The organism is Flavobacterium adiutor, assembly GCF_048282555.1.
Classification (GTDB): Bacteria; Bacteroidota; Bacteroidia; order Flavobacteriales; family Flavobacteriaceae; genus Flavobacterium.
This window is the reverse complement of sequence record NZ_CP182487.1, coordinates 490988-512114: the sequence shown is the minus strand read 5'-3', so window position 1 is coordinate 512114 and position 21127 is coordinate 490988. Positions and strand designations below refer to the sequence as shown.

Annotated in this window: 18 protein-coding genes; 11 read left to right on the top strand and 7 right to left on the bottom strand. The window is 33.7% G+C overall.

Annotation, left to right across the window (positions count from 1 at the left end; translation table 11 throughout):
• Positions 1-5: 5 nt before the first annotated feature.
• From ACNC7R_RS02160 to ACNC7R_RS02150, 3 genes are read right to left on the bottom strand one after another with little or no spacing between them, the layout of a single operon-like run.
• The gene (locus tag ACNC7R_RS02160) at positions 6-1583 is read right to left on the bottom strand and encodes a S41 family peptidase (RefSeq protein ID WP_417939361.1); all 1578 of its coding nucleotides are present in this window, start codon (positions 1581-1583) and stop codon (positions 6-8) included.
• Positions 1583-2014, bottom strand: coding sequence for a deoxycytidylate deaminase (locus ACNC7R_RS02155; protein WP_417939359.1), 432 nt, complete (start codon positions 2012-2014; stop codon positions 1583-1585). The genes ACNC7R_RS02160 and ACNC7R_RS02155 overlap by 1 nt, the downstream gene beginning before the upstream one ends.
• A gap of 3 nt (positions 2015-2017) precedes the next feature.
• Positions 2018-2611: a HupE/UreJ family protein gene (locus ACNC7R_RS02150; RefSeq protein WP_417939358.1), complete on the bottom strand. Its 594-nt coding sequence runs from the start codon at positions 2609-2611 to the stop codon at positions 2018-2020.
• A 169-nt stretch (positions 2612-2780) separates the two neighbouring features.
• On the opposite strand from ACNC7R_RS02150, the gene ACNC7R_RS02145 reads away from it, so the two are divergent.
• Positions 2781-3212 carry a TerB family tellurite resistance protein gene (locus ACNC7R_RS02145; protein ID WP_417943121.1) on the top strand — a complete coding sequence of 144 codons (432 nt, stop codon included), beginning with the start codon at positions 2781-2783 and terminating at the stop codon, positions 3210-3212.
• A 193-nt stretch (positions 3213-3405) separates the two neighbouring features.
• Here the strand turns inward: ACNC7R_RS02145 and fbp are convergent, their stop codons facing one another.
• Complete coding sequence (gene fbp, locus ACNC7R_RS02140) at positions 3406-4410, bottom strand: class 1 fructose-bisphosphatase (protein ID WP_417939356.1); 1005 nt, start codon at positions 4408-4410, stop codon at positions 3406-3408.
• Between the two features lie 172 nt (positions 4411-4582).
• Here fbp and ACNC7R_RS02135 point away from each other — a divergent pair, with 172 nt between their 5' ends.
• From ACNC7R_RS02135 to ACNC7R_RS02105, 7 genes are all read left to right on the top strand, one after another.
• Positions 4583-5059: a GNAT family N-acetyltransferase gene (locus ACNC7R_RS02135; protein ID WP_417939354.1), complete on the top strand. Its 477-nt coding sequence runs from the start codon at positions 4583-4585 to the stop codon at positions 5057-5059.
• Between the two features lie 110 nt (positions 5060-5169).
• Positions 5170-6429, top strand: coding sequence for an aspartate kinase (locus ACNC7R_RS02130; RefSeq protein ID WP_417939353.1), 1260 nt, complete (start codon positions 5170-5172; stop codon positions 6427-6429).
• Positions 6430-6597: 168 nt separating this feature from the next.
• The gene (locus ACNC7R_RS02125; protein WP_417939351.1) at positions 6598-6948 is read left to right on the top strand and encodes an SdpI family protein; all 351 of its coding nucleotides are present in this window, start codon (positions 6598-6600) and stop codon (positions 6946-6948) included.
• A gap of 78 nt (positions 6949-7026) precedes the next feature.
• Positions 7027-7254: a DUF5808 domain-containing protein gene (locus ACNC7R_RS02120; protein WP_417939350.1), complete on the top strand. Its 228-nt coding sequence runs from the start codon at positions 7027-7029 to the stop codon at positions 7252-7254.
• 87 nt (positions 7255-7341) lie between these two features.
• On the top strand, positions 7342-10773 hold the full coding sequence (locus ACNC7R_RS02115; protein ID WP_417939348.1) for a hypothetical protein: 3432 nt from the start codon (positions 7342-7344) through the stop codon (positions 10771-10773).
• 63 nt (positions 10774-10836) lie between these two features.
• The gene (locus ACNC7R_RS02110) at positions 10837-11319 is read left to right on the top strand and encodes a hypothetical protein (protein WP_417939347.1); all 483 of its coding nucleotides are present in this window, start codon (positions 10837-10839) and stop codon (positions 11317-11319) included.
• A 364-nt stretch (positions 11320-11683) separates the two neighbouring features.
• A complete protein-coding gene (locus ACNC7R_RS02105; RefSeq protein WP_417939345.1) occupies positions 11684-12751 on the top strand; it encodes a glycosyltransferase in 1068 nt (355 codons plus the stop codon).
• Between the two features lie 5 nt (positions 12752-12756).
• On the opposite strand, the gene ACNC7R_RS02100 is transcribed toward ACNC7R_RS02105, so the two are convergent.
• The 3 genes from ACNC7R_RS02100 to ACNC7R_RS02090 form a co-directional block, all read right to left on the bottom strand.
• Positions 12757-14055, bottom strand: coding sequence for a porin (locus tag ACNC7R_RS02100; RefSeq protein WP_417939344.1), 1299 nt, complete (start codon positions 14053-14055; stop codon positions 12757-12759).
• Positions 14056-14222: 167 nt separating this feature from the next.
• Positions 14223-15302 (bottom strand): sensor histidine kinase, encoded by a 1080-nt coding sequence (locus ACNC7R_RS02095; protein WP_417939343.1) that lies wholly within the window; start codon positions 15300-15302, stop codon positions 14223-14225.
• A gap of 215 nt (positions 15303-15517) precedes the next feature.
• On the bottom strand, positions 15518-16201 hold the full coding sequence (locus ACNC7R_RS02090; RefSeq protein ID WP_417939342.1) for a response regulator transcription factor: 684 nt from the start codon (positions 16199-16201) through the stop codon (positions 15518-15520).
• A gap of 231 nt (positions 16202-16432) precedes the next feature.
• On the opposite strand from ACNC7R_RS02090, the gene ACNC7R_RS02085 reads away from it, so the two are divergent.
• The 3 genes from ACNC7R_RS02085 (at position 16433) to ACNC7R_RS02075 (ending at position 21051) form a co-directional block, all read left to right on the top strand.
• The gene (locus tag ACNC7R_RS02085; RefSeq protein WP_417939340.1) at positions 16433-19249 is read left to right on the top strand and encodes a TonB-dependent receptor domain-containing protein; all 2817 of its coding nucleotides are present in this window, start codon (positions 16433-16435) and stop codon (positions 19247-19249) included.
• Positions 19250-19382: 133 nt separating this feature from the next.
• Positions 19383-20609: a hypothetical protein gene (locus ACNC7R_RS02080; RefSeq protein ID WP_417939339.1), complete on the top strand. Its 1227-nt coding sequence runs from the start codon at positions 19383-19385 to the stop codon at positions 20607-20609.
• Positions 20610-20715: 106 nt separating this feature from the next.
• Positions 20716-21051 (top strand): T9SS type A sorting domain-containing protein, encoded by a 336-nt coding sequence (locus tag ACNC7R_RS02075; protein WP_417939338.1) that lies wholly within the window; start codon positions 20716-20718, stop codon positions 21049-21051.
• The last annotated feature ends 76 nt before the right edge of the window (positions 21052-21127 follow it).

Below are 21127 nucleotides of genomic sequence, written 5' to 3'. Positions count from 1 at the left end.
AAAGATTATTTCTTTACATTCAGCACCTTTTTAATCATGGCGTCCTCTTTTAAAATAACGTCGTAGTAATACAATTCACCGTATAATTGTCGTGCAAATTCTGCAGCAATATAACGATTGACTAAATCTTTGGTTTTATCCAACTTAAGATCCAGGCCAGTCATAAAAATGTAGTTTTTGAATTTCTTAAAATAAACCTCAGACTTTTTCATTTTAGATAAAAACGCATTAAAATAAAGTCCTGAAAAAGCATTTCTGTTTTTATCCAATTCTTCAAAAACGAAATGCCCCACAACTCCTGTTTGCAGCAAGTAAGCTACATTTTCATTTCCGTGCTCTGCTTCCATTGGCACAAAAACATCAGGAACAATGCCTCCTCCTCCATAAACAATTCTGCCTTTTGGGGTTTTAAATTTTAAAGAATCAGCCACTTTTATACTGTCTTTTGCATACAACTCACCTGATTTTATTCTCGCTTCAGATTCTTTAAAATATTCTTCGTTTCCTTTGGTATATGGTTTCTGAATAGATCTGCCGGTTGGGGTGTAATACCTCGCCACAGTTAACCGAACTGCAGAACCATCATTGAAGTCCATTTCGCGCTGCACCAAACCTTTTCCAAAAGAACGGCGTCCAACAATTGTTCCTCGATCATTATCCTGAATTGCTCCCGCCAGAATTTCACTTGCTGAGGCACTGTTTTCATTAATCAAAACCGTTACTTTACCCGTTTCAAAACTTCCTTTTTTTGTAGCATAAGCTTTTTCGGTACTGCCATTTTTGTTTTTCGTAAAAACAATCAGCTGTTTGTCTTTTAAAAACTCATCAGCAATAGCAACAGCTTCTTCCATATAACCGCCACCGTTATCCCGAAGATCGATAACAAGTGACTGAACTCCTTTTAGTTTTAACTTCGTCAATCCAGCTTTGAATTCCTTATAAGTGGTTTCGGCAAAACGATTAATTTTAATATATCCTGTATTATTGGAAAGCATCATTGCAGCATCAACACTTTTTATAGGAATGATGTCTCTTTTTATTTTGAATTTAAGTTTCTTCTGCTCAGATTTTCTAAAAACAGTCAGTTCGATTTCTGACCCTTTTGTCCCTTTTAACTTAGAAAACAAACTATCAGAAGGCAGTTTTCTTCCATATAATTTTGTTTTGCCTGCATATAAAATTCGGTCGCCTGATTTTATTCCGGCTTTCGCCGAAGGACCATTTTCAACAGGCTTTATGATCGCAACAGAATCTTTATACATGTAAAAATTAATTCCCACACCCACAAAATCACCTTTCATACTTTCGGCAACTTCTGCCTGTTCAGTAGGCGGAATATAAACAGAATGCGGGTCTAATTTAGACAAAATATTATCTACCGTAAGATTTACAATCGAATCTGTGTTAACACTATCCACATACTCATTATTGATAAAATCAATCAGCTTATTAAGCTTGGTCTTTGAATAATTTTTAGCCAGAAGCGTATCCTCTACCGGAGCATTCATCAGACTACCCAAAAGAGTTCCAAGAGCAAAGGCTGCTCCAATAACGATTGGCAAATATTTTGAATTGAATCTCATTATTCTTCTAAAACCGGGATATGCTCTACCTCAACACCTGCTTTCAATAAAAACTGGATTCCGGAATCATCACGATATCCATTTTGGTACACAACCCTTTTTATGCCTGACTGATGTATGAGCTTGCTGCATTCTTTACACGGTGAAAGTGTAATATATAAAGTTGCACCTTCACAGGATTGGGTTGATCTGGCTACTTTTAAAATTGCATTTGCTTCAGCATGCAAAACATCCCAACGTGTTAATCCGTCTTCATCTTCGCAGCAATTTTCAAATCCGGTTGGTGTTCCATTATAACCATCAGAAATAATCATTCTGTCTTTTACAATTATAGCACCTACCTTCTTACGTTTACAATACGACAGCGAACCCCATTCCCTAGCTATCCTCAAATAAGCTTTATCGTATTTGTTTAATTTTTTTATATCCATTATTTATCTGTTCCAAATAGGACTTTCTACAATCATCGGAATTACAACTCCAATAACAAAGGCCGACATTACAAGTGCCCAGTCACGTTTTGAAAAACGAAATACTGTCTGTACAATATACGATACAATCAAAACTACAAAGACTACTATTAATTGCGCTGCTTCGATTCCTAATGCAAATTCCAATAAAGGTACTAATTTTGAAGATGCTGTACCTCCTAAAATAGTCTTAAAATAATTTGAAAATCCAAGACCGTGAATAATCCCAAAAAATAAAGTCAAAAAAAACACCAGATTAAGGCTTTCATTTTTAGATACTTTTCCGGCTGTAAAAAGATTGAAAAATGCGGTTATTAAAATTGTAACCGGAATTAGAAACTCTACCAGACTAGCTTTTACGGCTATAACTCCAAAAACAGAAAGCAAAAGCGCTAATGTGTGACCAACCGTAAACATTGTAACAAGCAATAAGATCCGTTTCCAGTCCTTAAATGCATATGGTGTTGTTAAAGCGATTAAAAACAATACGTGATCATAAGCATGAATATCTAAAACATGCTTTAAACCGATCTGAAAATAAATCCAAAATTCTGACATGAGGGCACTTATATTAATTCATTTTGGGCTGTAAACATACAATTTATTTTGAATAATAAACAAAGCCCTTTATTAAATCAACGCAGAAAAATAAGTTAAATTTTATGAGAACTTTAAAATTGATAATTTAAAATAAAATTTATCTTTGTTCAATAAAAACACTTTTAATATGTCATTTGCAGAATTATTTGATAGCGAATTCAAACAAAGAAATAAAGGTCACTTTTCAGCTATTGTTCGCGTAGCGTTTGCAGACGGAGTTGTATATCCGGAAGAAAAAAACTTCCTAGACAAACTTGCATCCCGTTTAGAAATAACTGATTCTGAGTATGAAGAAATCCTTAGCGATCCTTTGAAATACCCTATCAACCCACCTTATTCATATGTTCAGCGCCTGGAGCGCTTATATGATTTAACAAGAATGGTACATGTTGACCATCATCTTGAAGATAAACAAGAAGTTTTATTAAAAAAGATAAGTATAGCTTTAGGATTTACCCCTAGTAATGTGGATTACATCATTGCAAAAGCATTGTCATTAGTAGACAAAAAAGTTGATTTAGACACATTTGTTTATGAAATGCAACACATGAATAAATAATTTTAGTGGTCAGTTTACAGATTATTAGTATTCAGTTCAATACTTAATTTAAAAAAAATTGCCAATTCAAAAGTAAACCCGACAGATTTTGAAAACCTGTCGGGTTTGTTTTTACTGATATTTCTGCTATAAAAAAGCTAACAAACTTTAAAGTTTCAAGGTGCTCTGTGAACTGAACACTAAAAACTGAATACTATTCAGCTGCCATAAATTCCTCAGCCTTCTCTACCATATTAATGCTTCCGCAAAAAAACGGAACCCTCTGATGCAATTCTGTTGGCTGGATTTCCATTATTCTTCCAAAACCGTCTGTTGCTTTTCCTCCGGCCTGCTCTGCAATGAATGCCATCGGATTGCATTCGTACATTAATCGCAGTTTTCCTTTTGGTGCTTTTGAACTGGTTGGATATATATAAATCCCACCTTTAATCATATTTCGATGAAAATCGGAAACCAAACTTCCAATATATCTGGAAGTATAAGGCCTGTCCTCTTCTTCACGCTGACAATATTTGATATAATTTTTTACTCCTTGCGGAAAGTGAACATAATTTCCTTCGTTTACCGAATAGATATTACCGTCTTTAGGAAATTTCATGTTTGGATGTGAAAGATAAAAAGTTCCAATTGCCGGGTTTAAAGTAAATCCGTTTACACCATGTCCGGTTGTATAAACCAGCATAGTTGAAGTTCCGTAAATTACATATCCTGCTGCCACCTGATTAACGCCCGGCTGTAAAAAATCCTCGCTTGTTACCGGGGTGCCGATTGGTGTTTTTCTTCTGAAAACAGAAAAAATAGTTCCTAAAGAAACATTTACATCAATGTTTGAAGATCCGTCCAGCGGATCCATTAAGATCACGTACTTATTATTATTACTGTTGTCGCTCCCCTTGACAGTAATATATTCGTCGTTTTCTTCTGAAGCAATTCCACAGACAATCTCACGGTTTATTAACGTCTGAATGAATACTTCATTGGCATAGACATCTAATTTTTGCTGGTCTTCTCCCTGAACATTCTGTTCGCCCACGGCGCCTATTATATCCACTAATCCAGCTTTGTTTACTTTATAGTTGACAACTTTTGCCGCCAGACGTATAGAGTTGATAATCCGGGATAATTCCCCAGATGAATACTGAAATGCTTTTTGGTTCTCAATAATAAACTCTCCCAGTGTTTTATTGCGTTCTTCCATTTGCTATATCGTTGTAGTTTTAATTATAAGTCACAAATATCGCTTTTTTTGTGAGAATGATTCAAAAATTATTTCGTTAGTTTGCTACTATTGTATATTTGCTAATTAAACGCAAAAAGTTTACAATAAAAAAATACTTAATTCTCCAATAACAGATTAAAAATATGAATTTATGAATATTAGAAAAGGAAAACCTGAAGATATGAAGGCGGTTTTAGGACTGATTCAGGAGCTTGCGATATTCGAAAAAGAACCTGATGCAGTTTTAATTACCGAAGAGGATTTAGTACGTGATGGTTTTGGTGAAAGACCACTGTTTCACGTTTTTGTAGCGGAAGTAGATGAAAAAATTGTTGGCATTGCACTATATTATTATCGCTATTCAACTTGGAAAGGAAAAACAATTCATCTTGAAGATTTAATTGTAAAAGAAGAAATGAGAGGTACAGGTTTAGGATCGGCGCTTTATTCTGAAATAATGAAACAGGGGAAAAAAGATAATGTTCGAAGAATCGAATGGAATGTTCTCAACTGGAATACTCCTGCAGTAAATTTCTACGAAAACTCAGGCGCAAGAGTTATAGAAGACTGGAGGGTAGTTCAAATGGATGAAGCAGGAATTAATTCGTACTTAGAAAAAATTAATTAAACAAAAGCGACAGGAAAATTAAGGAGTGATCCTGTTAAATTCAAATATTAAAATTTTAAAAAAACTGACAGAGACGCACTTCAGTGGGTCTCAACAATACAAATTCAAAGATGAGAGTATTTAAATTTGGTGGTGCATCGGTAAAAGATGCTGAAGGAATTAAAAACGTTTATGACGTTTTGCAAAAAGTTGGGTATGAAGATGTAATTTTGGTCGTTTCGGCTATGGGGAAAACCACAAATGCATTGGAGGTCGTTATTAAAAACTATTTTGATAAATCGGCGGAACTTACTTCTTCTGTACAAGAGATAAAAAAATATCACAATCAAATATTACTGGATTTATTTGCAGATGAAAAACATGCCGTTTTTGCAGCTGTTAATGAGCAGTTTTCAGAGTTAGAATATTTCCTGGCTCATAATAAATCTCCAAACTATAATTTTGTTTACGATCAAATTGTGAGTTTTGGTGAGCTGATTTCAACAAATATTCTAAGTCATTTTATGAATTTCATGGGTATTCAAACGCAATGGCTTGATGTTCGTAACTTCATTAAAACTAATGCTAATTACAGAGACGCAGAAGTTGACTGGGAAACTACTCAGCAAAACATCAGCAAAAATGTACCTCGCAAAATCTTAAACATCACGCAAGGATTTTTAGGTGCTGATGAAAACAATTTTACCACAACTTTAGGACGTGAAGGTTCAGACTACACTGCAGGAATTTTTGCTTATTGTCTAAATGCAGAAAGCGTTACAATCTGGAAAGATGTTCCGGGAGTTATGAATGCAGATCCGCGCTATTTTGAAAATGCGAGTTTGTTAAACCAGATTTCATACCGTGAAGCTATTGAACTTGCTTTTTACGGCGCAACGGTTATTCACCCGAAAACATTACAGCCATTACAAAAGAAAGAGATTCCTTTGTACGTAAAATCATTTGTGAATCCGTTATTAAAAGGAACCTGCGTTTCTAAAGGAGTAGATTTAGAGCCTTACCTGCCTTGTTTTATTGTAAAAAGAGAACAGCTTTTGATTTCACTTTCTTCCATTGATTTTTCTTTTATTATGGAAGAAAACATCAGTGAAATTTTCGGGTTATTCCATCAGTTTAAACTGAAAGTAAACTTAATTCAGAACTCAGCGATTAGTTTCTCTGTTTGCGTAGAAGATAAATTTGGAAACTTCAATGAACTGAATGCTATTCTTTCAAAAAAATTCAAAGTAGATTTTACTGACAATGTAACTTTATATACAATTCGTCATTTTAGTGAAGAAGCCGCACAAACTGTTGAAGAAAACAAAGCAGTTTTACTAAAACAAGTAAGCCGTGAAACGATGCAGATTGTCACGAAAGAATTAAACTAATTTTTTATAAAAGGTAATTATTTAGTTCAAACTTATAGAAAGGGCTTCACTTCATTGTGAAGCCTTATTTATTTTTCCATTTATATAAATGTTTGATAATCATTTAATTTTGTCGGTTATTTTTTTATAAATTTGAAATCAAGTTCCTTAAAAAAATCAAATAATTATATGGAAGCAATAGATCTTTTATTCAAAAATCCAATAGTAATCATCACTTTGTGTGTGATATTGATAACTAAGCTGTTTCCTCCAAAAAAAATAAATTCATTGTATGGCTATCGAACAGCTAATTCAATGAAAAATAAAGTGAATTGGGATTTTGCACAAAAATTTAGTACAAGTCTTTTTCTTAAATTATTGTCTTTATTGTTACTTATTCAAATTGTATTATATATAATTTTCGGTTCTACATCATTTACAGAGTTCTCAGTGCTTGTAGGTCTCATACTATGCATCGCCATTGTTTTATATGAAACTGAAAAGAAACTCAAACTCAATCAATTCAAAAATCATGAATAACGCAGCTTTAGCACTCTCACTTTAGTAATTATAATTGCAATTGGATAATTCATTACAATAAAAAATAAATCCAAAGAAATGGGATACAATCAAGAACCAACAGAAGAACAAAAAAACAATTGGAACCAAGATCCTGAAAGCTGGATTTGGGGTATTTTTTATTATAACCCAAAAGACAAAAGGCTATTTCCTCCCAAAAAAATAAACCAATTTGGATACACCACTAATTTTGCAAATCCTCATTCTGTTTTTGCATTGATAATCTTAATGATAACTCTTATTGTCATAGGAACACATCTCAATTAAGCATTTTATCCAATAACTAAACCTTTATCTGCCACAACATTTCCCAATTATAAATACTACTTTTGGCTTTTTAGAGTTAAAGTATTTATGCTGAAAAAATTACTTCTTTTATTGGTTTTAATTTCTTGCTCCGGGCTTCGGGCCCAGGAAACAGATCCGCTCTATAAAACCAAAAAAGTAAAAATTACAAGAGATACGATTCATCTGGAAAATATCAGTATCAATTCCGGATTTTTTCAGCTTTTAAACTCAAAAAACGAAACTATAGATTCTTCCTTTTATAAAATCGATTTTCAAAAAGGCTATCTTCTCTTAAAAGAAAATATTAGTTCGGATTCAGATACTTTGACAGTTAATTATTTAAAATACCCTGATTTTTTAACCAAAGAATACAGCCTTTACAAATCAAGTCAGGTGGTAAGCAATGGTGCCGGCTCTGAAAAACTATACAAAATAGACAACACCAATTCTAAAAAAACCACCCCGTTTGATGGATTAAATACTTCTGGGAGTATCACCCGCGGTGTCACCATTGGAAACAATCAAAATACGGTCTTAAACTCCAATTTAGACCTTCAGATTACCGGAAAAATATCGGATAAGGTAAGTCTTCGGGCGTCGCTGCAGGACAGTAATATTCCGCTGCAGGAAGGCGGTTATTCGCAAAAGCTCGATCAGTTTGATAACATCTTTATGGAATTGTTCAGTGACGACTGGAACATCAGGGCCGGAGATGTGTTTTTAGAAAACCGAAAAACGCAATTTTTAAGTTTTAACAAAAAAGTTCAGGGACTTTCGGGCAGTTTTGATTTTGGCGATGAAGACAATAAAACTAATGTTTTTGCATCGGTAGCTTTTGCAAAAGGGCAATATGCCAAAAGCACCTTTATTGGACAGGAAGGAAATCAGGGACCTTATAAGTTAAAAGGGCAAAATGGCGAATTATATGTTTTAGTTATTTCTGGCTCCGAACGAGTTTATGTAAACGGCGTTTTGCTGAAAAGAGGCGAGAATAATGATTATGTAATTGATTATAACGCTGGAGAAATTGTTTTTACCTCCCTTTTTACGATTACTTCTGAAATGCGTATTAATATTGAATACCAGTATTCAGACCGTAACTATAATCGTATGTTAACCTATGCCAGTGCTTCCCATGAAAATAAAAACTGGAGTTTTGCAGGTTATTTATATTCTGAAAATGATTTAAAAAATCAGCCTTTACAGCAAAATCTTTCTACAGAACAAGTTCAGATTTTAAGTGAGGCTGGAGATGATACCACCTTAATGCAAGCACCTTCGGCATATGAAGACACCTTTTCTGATAAGAAAATTTTATACAAAAAAACAATTATAAATGGCATTGAAGCTTATGAGTACTCCACTAACCCTGATGATGTTTTGTATAATGTAAAATTCAGTCTTATAGGAGCCAACTCTGGAAATTATGTCATTAAGAATGCCAATTCAGTTGAGCGGATTTATGAATATATTGCTCCGGTAAATGGAATTCCTCAGGGAAATTATGAACCTCTTTTACAATTAGTGGCACCGATGAAACTTCAAATCGCTACTCTTTTAGGAAAATACAATCCGAACGAAAAAACGCTGGTTGATTTTGAAATTGGAATTAGTAACAATGACCAGAATCTTTTTTCGGAGCTTGATGATGGCAACAACAACGGAATCGCTTTAAAAGTAAACACCAAAAAACGCCTTTTTACGAAAGACTGGACTTTGGATGGTTATGCTAATTATCAGTTTGTAGAAAAGGATTTTAAGTCAGTCGAACGTTTGTATAATATCGAATTTAACAGAGACTGGAATTTAAATACAACACTTTTAGGTGATCAGAGTTTATTAGTCGCAGGCTTAAATTTTGATTTGTTTACGAAGAAAAAAACAACCAATATCGGATTGTTTAATTATCAGTTTGAAAAATTGGATTTTACCGAAAGTTATTCCGGAAACCGACATACTTCTACCGCTTTTTTTAAACTAAAAAACTGGACGATCGAAAATCAAGGTAGTCTTCTGAGCAGTGATGCCACAGCCTCAACTTCAAAATTTATTAGAAACCTTGCCAAAACCAAATATCATTTTGGCAAAAACTGGATTGGCGGGAATATTCAGATCGAAGACAATCAGGAAAAAGATAAAGCTACGAACCAGTTTTCGGCAATTAGCCAACGATTTGCAGAGTATGGTATTTTTGTTGGTCGTGGCGACAGTACCAAAGTTTTTGTAGAACTGGGTTTTTTACGCAGAAAAAATGATAGTTTGCAAAACGGATTATTACAACATGTGAGCCATTCGCAAACCTATTTTTTGAAATCGAAACTGATTCAGAACAAAAAAACAGATTTAGCGGTTTATGCCAGTTACCGAAATTTAGATTTTACAGCTGCTGACCGGAAAAACGAACCTTCGTTAAATTCGAGAATATTGTACAACGATCGTTTTTTTAAGCAGTTTCTTCAAGTCGGAACCGTTTACGAAACCAGTTCCGGTACCATTGCACAGCAGGAATATACCTATCTGGAAGTTCCTGGCGGTCAGGGTGTCTATGCGTGGAATGATTACAACGGCAATAATGTTCAGGAGCTGGAAGAGTTTGAAGTAGCGCCATTTCCGGATCAGGCTAAATTCATCCGTGTATTTTTACCTAATCGGGTTTATATTAAAACCAATCAGAATAAATTTTCACAGTCCCTGACTATAAACCCTTTGCAATGGCAAAATGAAAAAGGTTACAAAAAGATATTATCTTACTTTTATAACCAGACCTCCTTTATTCTGGACAGAAAGGTAAAAAGTGATGGCGATAATTTTGAACTGAATCCGTTTTATTCTTCCGAAGAAAATATTTTGGGCTTAAATTCGGGTTTCAGGAACAGTTTATTTTATAACCGGGGTAAGCAGAAGCATTCTGTCACTTATTCTTATCTGATTAATAATGCAAAAACCCTTCTCTCTATTGGTTCTCAGTCTGTAAAAAACGATTCACATCAATTGCAATACACGCATTTGTACCAAAAAAGCTGGCTATTTAATCTATTTGCAAAAACAATTAAAACATCCCTCACATCAGAGGACTTTATCGAGAAAAATTATGACTTAACCGGTTTTCAGGTCGCTCCTAAAATCAGTTATTTGTTTTCGAAAAACACTAGCCTGGACTTCTTTTATGAATTGCAGCAAAAAGAAAATCAAACTGGAAATTTTGAAACCTTAAACCAAAATAGATTAGGGACTTCATTTTCGTATGCCGGCGATAAAAAAGTGACAGTGAACGGAGAGTTCTCCTTTTATAAAAATAAATTCGCTGGAAATGAATTTTCTTCTGTTGGGTTTCAAATGCTCGAAGGACTTCAGGCAGGTGAAAATTTAGTCTGGAAATTACTTCTGCAGAAAAATATAACCCAGTTTTTAGATATAAATTTAAACTATCAGGGTCGCAAAAGTGAAACAGGAGTTACAGTACATACTGGAAACATACAGCTACGTGCTTATTTTTAACCCTTTAAAGAAAAGCTATTATAAAATTGATTAATTTTAATTCAACTTTAAACTCCTACTCTTATGAAAAAAATAGTATTACTTTGTTTTGTAGTTGTCTTCTCAACTCATTTGTATGCTCAGGAAACAGCTGTGAAAACAACTAAGAGCAAAACCGAGGCCTCTGCAAAAAAAACCAAATCGGACGCTGAAAAAGCTAAAAAAGCAGCAGACAAAGCAAAAAAGGAGTCCGCAAATGCTAAAAATACAGCAGATAAAGAAGCTGTAAAAGCTAAAAAAGAAGCTGAGAATTCGAAGAATGCTGCTAAGCAAGCCGAAAATGCAAAGAACACAGCAAACAAAGAAGCTGTAAAAGCCAAAACCGCAGCTGAGAAAGCTAAAAAATCTGCTTCAAAAAGTAAGACTTTAAAAGAAACTACCGAAAAAGCCCCAAAAGTAGCCGATAAAGTTACTGGCGAATACAATGGTAAAAAAGTCTATACCGGTCCAAAAGGAGGAAAATATTACATAAACAAAAACGGAAACAAAACGTATATTCAGGATTAAAAAGATTTTTTTCAGACCCGCAAGTCCGGATTCTCATTGAGAAGTCCGGACTTTTTTATACATGAAAACAATCATTTTCTCCTAAACCCAGATTACGCATTAAAGATTTAAAAAAATCATACAGTATTAATATTCAACATCTTATTCTTTAAAGACTAAAGATATCAAATATCTAACTAATTTTATTTCGATTAGTTATAAAATTTAGTTTTTCTAATGCGTAATCTGGGCTAAATTCAATATTATTTGCATTGATTTTTGAACTTGATTTTTGAATTTCAAACTTTATAGTTAATAATTTAGTAATATTTCCGAAATAATATAAAAAGAGTATTTCTGTATCTTCGTTTGAAAATCGCCCGATATGAGCATCGAATATACAGCCAATAAAACTATTTTAATTACTCCTTTAAACTGGGGATTGGGTCATGCCACCAGATGCATTCCAATAATTAAAGCTTTACAGGAAAATAATTATATCCCTATAATTGCTTCGGATGGCATTGCATTGGCATTATTACAAAAAGAATTTCCATATATTCAGACTTTAGAACTGCCTTCTTATCATATTGAATATGCCAAAAATGGCAAAAACTTTAAATGGAAGCTGATTAAAAGTTTACCTAAAATGATTGCCGCTATAGTGGATGAAAAGAAAATAGTGAATTCATGGATTAAAAAATATGATATAGACGGTATCATTTCAGATAACAGACTGGGGGTTTTCAGTAAAAAAGTACCTTCAGTATTTATTACCCATCAACTCAATGTGATGACAGGAAATACGACAAAGTTTACTAGTAAATGCCATCAGTATTTTATAAAAAAATATAATGAATGCTGGATTCCTGATACAGATGGAGATCCAAATTTAACAGGTAATCTGGGTCATCTTAAAAAAAGTGAACTTAACCTGAAATATATTGGGCCTTTGAGCAGAATGCGCAAAAAAGATACTCCCAAACAATATGATCTAATGATTATTTTGTCCGGTCCTGAGCCTCAGCGTACATTATTAGAAGAAAAACTTCAGGCAGAAATTACACGATACAAAGGTGAAATTGTTTTTATAAAAGGTATTGTCGAAAAAACACAAACCAAACAGCAGATCAAAAATGTGACCTATTATAATTTCATGAATACCAAACAACTGGAACAGACTTTTAACGAAAGTGATTTGGTTTTATGCCGCTCAGGTTATACAACCGTTATGGATTTGGCAAAACTGGGTAAAAAGGCCTTTTTTATTCCAACACCGGGTCAATACGAACAGGAATATCTGGCTATAAAACTTCAGGAAGAACAACTGGTGCCATATGCAACACAAAACGACTTTACGATTGAAGATCTTTCAAAAGTAAAATCGTTTAAAGGTTTATCCCAATTTGAAAATAAGATCGACTGGGAATCATTATTTACTGTTTTTGAGTAGTAGATTTAGAAATTAAACTGCGCTTGTAATCGCAATAAATTCCCCTGTTGTCTGTTAAGCGGAATGGCACTATCTTCAAATGTTCTGTCGGCAATAACGTATTCTGCGACTAATTCAAATGCCTTAATTGGCTGCCATTCTACGCCAATTTGGTAATCTCTTACTACATAACTTCTGGCATCTTTTTCATATTTTTTACCTCCGTCATAATATTGAAATTTGGCGAAAGGATAAATATGTTGTTTTTTTATGTCCCATTTATAATTCAGTAAAACGTACCCGCCATTTAAATCTGTAACATCAACCGAATTCGTAGTCGGATTATAGCGTGGTCCAGTTCCAATATTATATTCAGTCTGTATTCCGAAAGGCTTAGGATACAAAACAAAAGTCGCTCCTATCCTCTCGTCTTTTATATATTTAGGATCCCCATTTACGACAACTCCTGAAGAAATTTCTCCGGTAAAAGCCCATTTTCCAGTGTACGCCTGAATCCCGGGTTCTATAATCTGGTTCCCAATAACAAAAGGATAAGTAGCTCTTGCTACTGCATTTAAATCTCTGTTCCCGTCTATTTTATTTGCTATTTGTCCGTTGTAAACTCCCAAAGCAAAAACCCCAAAATCACCTGAACCTTTGTAACCATCTTTTACCAGCATCGCAAAACGTTCCCTGATTTCAGCTGGTGCCCAATAAAAGAAAATTCCTAAATCACGTTCGTTTGCGATTGCACTGTTTATCCCGTCAGCACGGTCTAAAGTAAGACGCTGTGAACTGGACTGCATATTTTCAAATCCATAAGGAATTTTACTTTGTCCCACACGTACACGATATTCTCTTTTTTTATCGAAAGAAAGATCGAAATACAAATCACGAATTTGTACGAAATTATTAAGCCCAGTGCCTGGTGAACTGGCAAAATCCGGCTGAAAATAAAAAAAAACATTTGGATGAACCTGTCCAGAAAACACTAACCGCGCACGACGGACAAAAAGCCCGTTGTTTGCTTTTGCATCCGGGTCGGTAGAAGTTGTCCCCCAGGATTTATCACACTGGTCGCAGGAAACTTTATCATTTGTAGAAAACAAACCGTTGTATCTGATTTGTGCATAACCTCTTAAAGAAATTTTGTCGTACCAGTGTTCTTCAACACCTCCCCCAGATTTGGTATCAGGAAGTTTTGCTTTATTGATAGAATCTAAAATACGCATCACTTCGTTTTTTACATCCTGTTTATTCAGTTCCTGCGCATTAGCTCCACATGTCAGCAGTATTAAAACTGCTATTAGTATTCTTTTTATCATTTTTTCTTTTGCCCTTAATTTAAGGATGCAAAGATGTAACCACCTATGTTAAGAAATCATTAACCAGATGTTATCATAATAAAAATTTAATGTTATGAGCTAAATCAGTATGTTGATTTATTGTTAAAACCTTTGTTTTACAGCTTTTACGAAAAACGTAGTTACAATTATTTAACCTCAGTTTTGGTTGTTTTATTTGCTTTTTCGAGGGTAAAAGAAAATTCAGAACCAATTCCAAATTCACTTTCAACATACACTTTCTCTTTATGAGCCTCGATAATATGTTTTACAATTGCGAGTCCCAAACCAGAGCCTCCCTCTGAACGGGTTCCGCTTTTATCAACTCTGTAAAAACGTTCAAACAGACGTGAAATATTTTGTTTTTCAACCCCTTCGCCATTATCGCTAATACGAATTAAGACTTTTTTCTTGGTCAGGTTCACAACACCTACCTCGGTCAATCCTCCTTCTTTTCCGTATTTAATAGAGTTCACGATTAGATTTTCCAGAACCTGCTGGATTCTGTCTTTATCCCCCTTCACTATTAAGGACTGAACATTCTTGCTTTCGAATGCTAATTTGATTTTCTTTTTATCAGCTTTCATTTCCAATAAATCAAAAACATTCTGAATCAGTTCAACAATATTAAATTCCGTAAAATTCAAATCTAAATCTCCCGATTCTAATTTAGTGATCATATCAAGATCTTCAACGATATAGATCAGGCGCTCTACACCTTTTTCTGCACGTTTTAAGTATTTTTTACGGATCGTTTTATCATCCATTGCACCATCCAGCAAAGTTGAAACATAGCCCTGAACTGTAAACAGGGGGGTTTTAAGTTCGTGCGAAACGTTTCCCAGAAATTCTCGTCGATATTGTTCCCTGATTTCAAGCATCTCGATTTCGAGTTTTTTATCGGTAGCGAATTTTTTTACCTCACGGGAAAGCGTTTCCATATCTGTTGTAATGGGCTGGTTAATAAGAGGTGTTGATTCAAGTAAAGAAACCTCATCGTAGATCTTTTTTACCCTTCTGTATATAAAGCGTTCTACACGATACTGGAGTACCAGAAACGAAAAGATGTAAACAGAAATTAAAAAGATTATTCCAAATCCGGTCTGATACTTCAACTGATTTCTATAAAAGATATTCATCAGCAGCAATACAAATCCTGTTGTAAAGAGACTTATATACAATGCCGACTTGATAGCGAATCTATAGGTTTTCTTGAAATTGATTTTCATTTAAATTTTAAAATAAACAATTAAGGGAATATTTTTCACCATATTAAGTAATATAAGTTCATTTAAAAACTAACCTTGTTTTTGCCTTAAATGAATTTTAAAAAAGCCAATCTTTGACAAAATAAACTTTGACAAAGATTGACTTCAGTTAAGTTGTAACATTATAAATTTACTAAACTTATATTACATATAGGGTTTAAATTTATATTGAATGTTTAAGCTTCAAATTTATAGCCGACTCCTTTTATAGTTTTAAAAAGGTCTTCGCCAATTTTCTCGCGTAATTTTCGGATATGCACATCAATGGTTCTTCCGCCTACTACCACTTCATTACCCCAAACTTTATCTAAGATCTCATCTCTTTTAAATACTTTTCCGGGTTTGGAAGCGAGTAAATAGAACAATTCGAATTCTTTTCTTGGAAGCGAAATTTCAACATTATCTTTAATAATTTTATATTCTTCACGATTTATTTCGATTCCCCCTACGTTTAAGGTATCTGTAGTTACCACCTGCTCTTTTAACCTTCTTAACAAAGCCTTTACTTTACTTACGAGTACTTTCGGTTTTATTGGTTTGGTAATGTAATCATCAGCACCGGCATCAAAACCAGCTACTTGAGAATAGTCCTCGCTTCTTGCGGTTAAAAATGTTATGATAACGTTATTTAATTCGGGAATTTTTCTAATATGCTCACAAGCTTCCATCCCGTCCATTTCAGCCATCATAACATCCATAATAATAAGTTCTGGTAATTCTTTCTGAGCTTTTGCGATTGCCTCTTTCCCATTTGAAGCAGTAACAATCTGATAGCCTTCCTGAGCCAGGTTGTACCCTACAATTTCAAGAATATCCGGCTCATCATCAACTAACAAAATCTTGGTTTGTGTTTTTTTCATAAATAGCAAAAATTGAAATTTTCACATCAAATTTTATGTGTTATGGATTTGATGTTTTTGAATTGCGATGGTAAATATAATATAAAAACAACGGTTAAAAAGTTGTGTTAACGGTAATTTAATCTGGTAACAATTTGATAATCTACAAGACACAAAATCATAACAAGTGCCTAACATGAACTTTACAGTGTGTGTATTTCTTTGCACCAAAATATAAACACAACACTGACAATGAAATTCAATTTAAAATTTCTATTTATTACATTATTTATCTGTACGATTTCGATCGCACAAAACAAAGGTACGATTTCTGGTGTATTAACCGACAAAGAAACGAATAATGAAGTGCTTCCTTTTGCAAATATTTTAATTAAAGGAACCAACATTAGTACCAACACTGACATTGACGGAAAATATTCCTTATCCGTAAATCCGGGAAACTATACTCTTATTTTTAGTTTTGTTGGATATGAATCTGTAGAAAAAGCTGTTACTGTTAAAGCAAACGAAACAATTACTGTTAACCAGGTATTATCTGCCGGAGGTTACACACTGAAAGATGTAGTTGTAAAATCGACAGGAGGAAACAGAGAAAAAGAAACAGCTTTACTTTTAGAACAAAAAAATGCTGTCGTTATTAAACAAAGTATCGGCGCACAGGAAATGTCCCGAAAAGGCGTTAGTGATGTTGAAGAAGGTTTAACAAAAGTAACCGGAATTACTAAAGTAGACGGAAGAGGTTTATTTGTAAGAGGTTTGGAAGATCGTTACAACAGTCTTTTACTAAATGACTTGGCTGTTCCATCAAACAATCCATTTAAAAAAATCATTCCGTTGGATATTTTTCCAACTGATATTGTAAGTGTTTTAGAAACATACAAAACTTTCAATACTAATTTATACGGTGATTTTGCCGGAGCTACTTTTAACATAGTAACAACTGCTACTGGAAAAAGCCAGACTAAAATTAATTTTGGAGCTGGTTACACAATCAATAACAACCTAAAAAAGTTCCTTATTTCCCGTGATGCGACTTCAACATCTGATTTTTTCGGATTTTCAGGAAATGAAAGAGATTTACCATCTGCAATAAACAAAAATCCTAGTTTTCAAACATTAACTGCAGATCAGGCTGCAAACGGATTTGGCTCAGGGTTTGACGTCAAAAGCGATGTAGCTCCTCTAAATACAAGTTTTGGAATTACTCATTCTGAAAAATTCAATATAGGAAAAAACCAAAACGTATTTCAATATTTGATTTCACTTAACTATGATAATAAATTTCAGACAAGAAGTGGTGCAGATAGATTTTTCAATCCAGGGCAAGGAAACTACAGTAATGATTTAGTTACAACACAGTATAAATTTATAACAAACTCTTCTGTATTAGCCGCTTTAACTTATAAAACAAAAAGGTTTTCTCTTACATCAAACACCACCTATCTAAAATCGACCGAAAATTCAATACAAGATCAGCTGGGTTACACAAACTCTAATGTAAACCAACCAAATGGTTTTATAAGAATGAACCAATTACAAGAGTCAACTTTTTTAAACACACAATTGTTTGGCAATTATAAAATAACTGAGGACGAAAGACACACTATAAAATCAGGTATTTCATACTCTACAACACAATACGAACTACCTGATAGAAAATCTTTCAGCGGTACTAAGGTTGACGATAACACAACTTCGATAAGCTATTCTGGAAATAGTATAGTTAGACAATATCTTAATTTTAAAGGTGATAATCACATTTCTGGCTTACTGGAATATAATTGGAAATTTGGAAACGAAGATCTAAGCAAATCACACAAACTTACAGCAGGATATAGTGGTTACATGAATAAAATGGGATCGGAATTTAGATTTCTTGTATCACAAAGACTAAACTCAAATAGTGTTACTTTCTCAACTAATACTCCTGATTCAACTTTAAAAAATGAGATTTTAAACAATAATTTCACCTACAGCGATGGAACGAACCCAACTTACAAAGCAATGTTAGAGGAGTTTATTAACGCTGGATACTTAGACTTTGCCTTCAAATTTTCTGAAAAAATTGAATTAAATGTAGGTGCAAGAGTTGAACAGACTCATAGAGATACAAAATACAAAGAAGCGGGAAGTTTTGAAGATCCTTATCAAACAATAAATAATGATAAAACAGATTTTTTGCCATCTTTAAACACAAAATATATTTTAAATGAGAATTCAAACTTACGATTTGCAGCCTCAAAAACAATTACAAGACCTGTAATTATGGAGTCTTATCCTCTTGAGTTTGTAAATCCAGACGGCACCATAGAACAAGGTAATCCTTTATTAATCAATAGTGACAATTATAACTTTGATTTGAAATACGAATTATTTCCAACCAATAAGGAATTAATTTCTGCCACAATTTTCACTAAAATAATAGAAAACCCTATTGAACGATTATTTACAAACTCAGCAGGAAGCGGTGGACAAATTATGACATACGGTAACTCTCAAAAAGCTTTACTATATGGCGCTGAATTCGAGTTTTTATTTCAATTCGAAAGAATTTCAAAATCATTATCTAATTTCTCTTTAGGTGCTAATGCGTCATTAATGGATTCTAAAGTAACTATTGAAAAGACTTTTAAAAACGGAGTTAACAATCCAGAAACTATCGCAGCAGATGAGAATCCTTCCAGAAAACTACAGGGAGCATCTCCTTGGATCGTAAATGCCGATCTTAAATACGATACTGAGTTTAGTGAAAAATGGAAAAGTTCTATGACTATGGTGTACAATGTCTATAGTAAACGAATCTATGCTGTGGGAACAAATAAATTAGATAATTATTATGAAATGCCATTTGGCAAACTTGATTTTATTTGGCAAAACAAAATTTCAGACAAATTTGATGTTAAACTTTCTGTAGACAACATATTAAACCCATCTTATAAAATAGAAATGGGTGAAAAGAGCAGACTTGAAATCACTGAAAGAGATTTAACAGTAAGAGAATACAAAAAAGGAGTTGGTTTCTCTATGAATATATCTTATACCTTTTAAAAAAACACTTAACAATAAAAAAACACAAAGTTAAAGAACAAGTATTAATTTGATAACATTCTCTTAAATACATCATAAAGAGACTCGTATTAAATTTGTTGAAGATTAAAAATCAAATAAAAAATCACACTTTATGAAAAAATTAGTATTCTGCTTAGCAGTTTTAGGAAGTATCTTTACAGGATGTTCAAGTGACAATGATAATAGCACACCGATAAAACAACCAGTAGTCGGAGAAATATCTTCAAATATTACAGCAAATACAACTTATGCTTATGGTAACTATACCTTAAAAGGAATGATAAAAGTTAGCGAAGGTGTAACTCTTACTTTCGAAGCTGGTTCTACAATTACTTGTGACAAATCTACTGGACAAAATGGTCTTATTATATTAAAGGGAGGAAAACTAATTGCTAATGGCACAGCAGATGCTCCAATCGTTTTTACTGAAAAATCAAAAACAGGAGGTTCTTGGGCTGGAATTATTATGTATGGTGATGCTCCAATTGTAAACTCTGCTACTGCTACTGCTCCACAAACAGCTGTTTCGGAAGATGGTTTAGGATTGACATACGGAGGTTCAAATGAAACACACAACGGAGGTTCATTGAAATATGTAAGAGTTGAATATGCCGGACAAGTAATCACTTCTAACAGTAAAGAAAATAACGGATTCTCATTCTACTCTGTTGGATCAGGAACAACATTAGATCACTTAGTAGCTTACAAAGGTAATGATGATGGTTTTGAATTTTACGGAGGAACTGTAAGCTTAACTAACTCAATATCTTACGGAAACAGTGATGACTCTTTTGACTGGCAAGATGGATGGAGAGGTCAAAACAATACAAACTGGTATGCTTATCAAACAGGTGTTGCTAACTACGGCTTAGAAGTAGAATCTAAAAGTGTTGATAATGCGTTCTGGCCAAAAGTTACTAACATCACTCTTAAAAGAGCTGCTGGTACAACTACGGAATCACAAGGTGAAGTTCAATTGGATGCTATTCAATTTAAAAAAGAAGGAAATGGTGATTACAGCAACATCGTGATTGATGGTTATATTAGCCAAGCGGCTGTAGGTGAAAATAAGGCTATTAATGGTGGTGCAATTCAAATACAAGACAAAGTAACTTATGACCATCAAGTTGCTGGGGGAAAAATCAAATTAAACAACGTAAAAATTACTAACTCTCCTATTACTTTTATTTCAGGAGTTCCAGCTTCATTCACAGTAACTGCAGCTAGTTTTGTTCCAGCATCAAACTGGACAACTAGTACTACAGCTACAGGAGCTACTTTAACCCCTGGTGCATGGGCTACTGTTGATGGTGTAAATTTATTGAGCAATCTAAACTAATTTTAGCTTACATAACTGTTAAAAACATCCTAAATATTTAGGATGTTTTTTTTTGTGTAATTTTTGAAAACTTTTTTTTGTATATTTACTTATCTAAAATTATGCGATGGCAAAAAATTACTTTTATATTACTTTCTTACTGGCTTTTTTCTTTACTGTAAGCGTCTCAGCTCAGGATAGTAAACCAACGCCTAAAACTCAGGGAACTCCTATAGAGGGACTGAGTTTGTACCCTAACCCTGTATTAAATGGGAAAGTATATATAACTTCCAAAAATGATCTTGAAAAAGAAATTATCATTTTTGATGTTTTAGGTAAAAAAGTACTTCAGACACATTTGACTACAAAAGAACTAAACATCGCTGACTTAACTCCGGGAGTTTACATCATAAAAATAAGCGAACAAGGCAATTCGGCAACACGAAAATTAATTGTTCGATAATCATAGAAAACACATTTTTAGCTCCATAATTTGGAGCTTTTTTATTGCCCTCACACCTACAATAATTTATACCTTT

Coding starts and splice junctions, on each gene's coding strand:
- ACNC7R_RS02160 (WP_417939361.1), bottom strand. CDS start 1,583: ATGAGATTCAATTCAAAATATTTGCCAATCGTTATTGGAGCAGCCTTT.
- ACNC7R_RS02155 (WP_417939359.1), bottom strand. CDS start 2,014: ATGGATATAAAAAAATTAAACAAATACGATAAAGCTTATTTGAGGATA.
- ACNC7R_RS02150 (WP_417939358.1), bottom strand. CDS start 2,611: ATGTCAGAATTTTGGATTTATTTTCAGATCGGTTTAAAGCATGTTTTA.
- ACNC7R_RS02145 (WP_417943121.1), top strand. CDS start 2,781: ATGTCATTTGCAGAATTATTTGATAGCGAATTCAAACAAAGAAATAAA.
- fbp (WP_417939356.1), bottom strand. CDS start 4,410: ATGGAAGAACGCAATAAAACACTGGGAGAGTTTATTATTGAGAACCAA.
- ACNC7R_RS02135 (WP_417939354.1), top strand. CDS start 4,583: ATGAATATTAGAAAAGGAAAACCTGAAGATATGAAGGCGGTTTTAGGA.
- ACNC7R_RS02130 (WP_417939353.1), top strand. CDS start 5,170: ATGAGAGTATTTAAATTTGGTGGTGCATCGGTAAAAGATGCTGAAGGA.
- ACNC7R_RS02125 (WP_417939351.1), top strand. CDS start 6,598: ATGGAAGCAATAGATCTTTTATTCAAAAATCCAATAGTAATCATCACT.
- ACNC7R_RS02120 (WP_417939350.1), top strand. CDS start 7,027: ATGGGATACAATCAAGAACCAACAGAAGAACAAAAAAACAATTGGAAC.
- ACNC7R_RS02115 (WP_417939348.1), top strand. CDS start 7,342: ATGCTGAAAAAATTACTTCTTTTATTGGTTTTAATTTCTTGCTCCGGG.
- ACNC7R_RS02110 (WP_417939347.1), top strand. CDS start 10,837: ATGAAAAAAATAGTATTACTTTGTTTTGTAGTTGTCTTCTCAACTCAT.
- ACNC7R_RS02105 (WP_417939345.1), top strand. CDS start 11,684: ATGAGCATCGAATATACAGCCAATAAAACTATTTTAATTACTCCTTTA.
- ACNC7R_RS02100 (WP_417939344.1), bottom strand. CDS start 14,055: ATGATAAAAAGAATACTAATAGCAGTTTTAATACTGCTGACATGTGGA.
- ACNC7R_RS02095 (WP_417939343.1), bottom strand. CDS start 15,302: ATGAAAATCAATTTCAAGAAAACCTATAGATTCGCTATCAAGTCGGCA.
- ACNC7R_RS02090 (WP_417939342.1), bottom strand. CDS start 16,201: ATGAAAAAAACACAAACCAAGATTTTGTTAGTTGATGATGAGCCGGAT.
- ACNC7R_RS02085 (WP_417939340.1), top strand. CDS start 16,433: ATGAAATTCAATTTAAAATTTCTATTTATTACATTATTTATCTGTACG.
- ACNC7R_RS02080 (WP_417939339.1), top strand. CDS start 19,383: ATGAAAAAATTAGTATTCTGCTTAGCAGTTTTAGGAAGTATCTTTACA.
- ACNC7R_RS02075 (WP_417939338.1), top strand. CDS start 20,716: ATGGCAAAAAATTACTTTTATATTACTTTCTTACTGGCTTTTTTCTTT.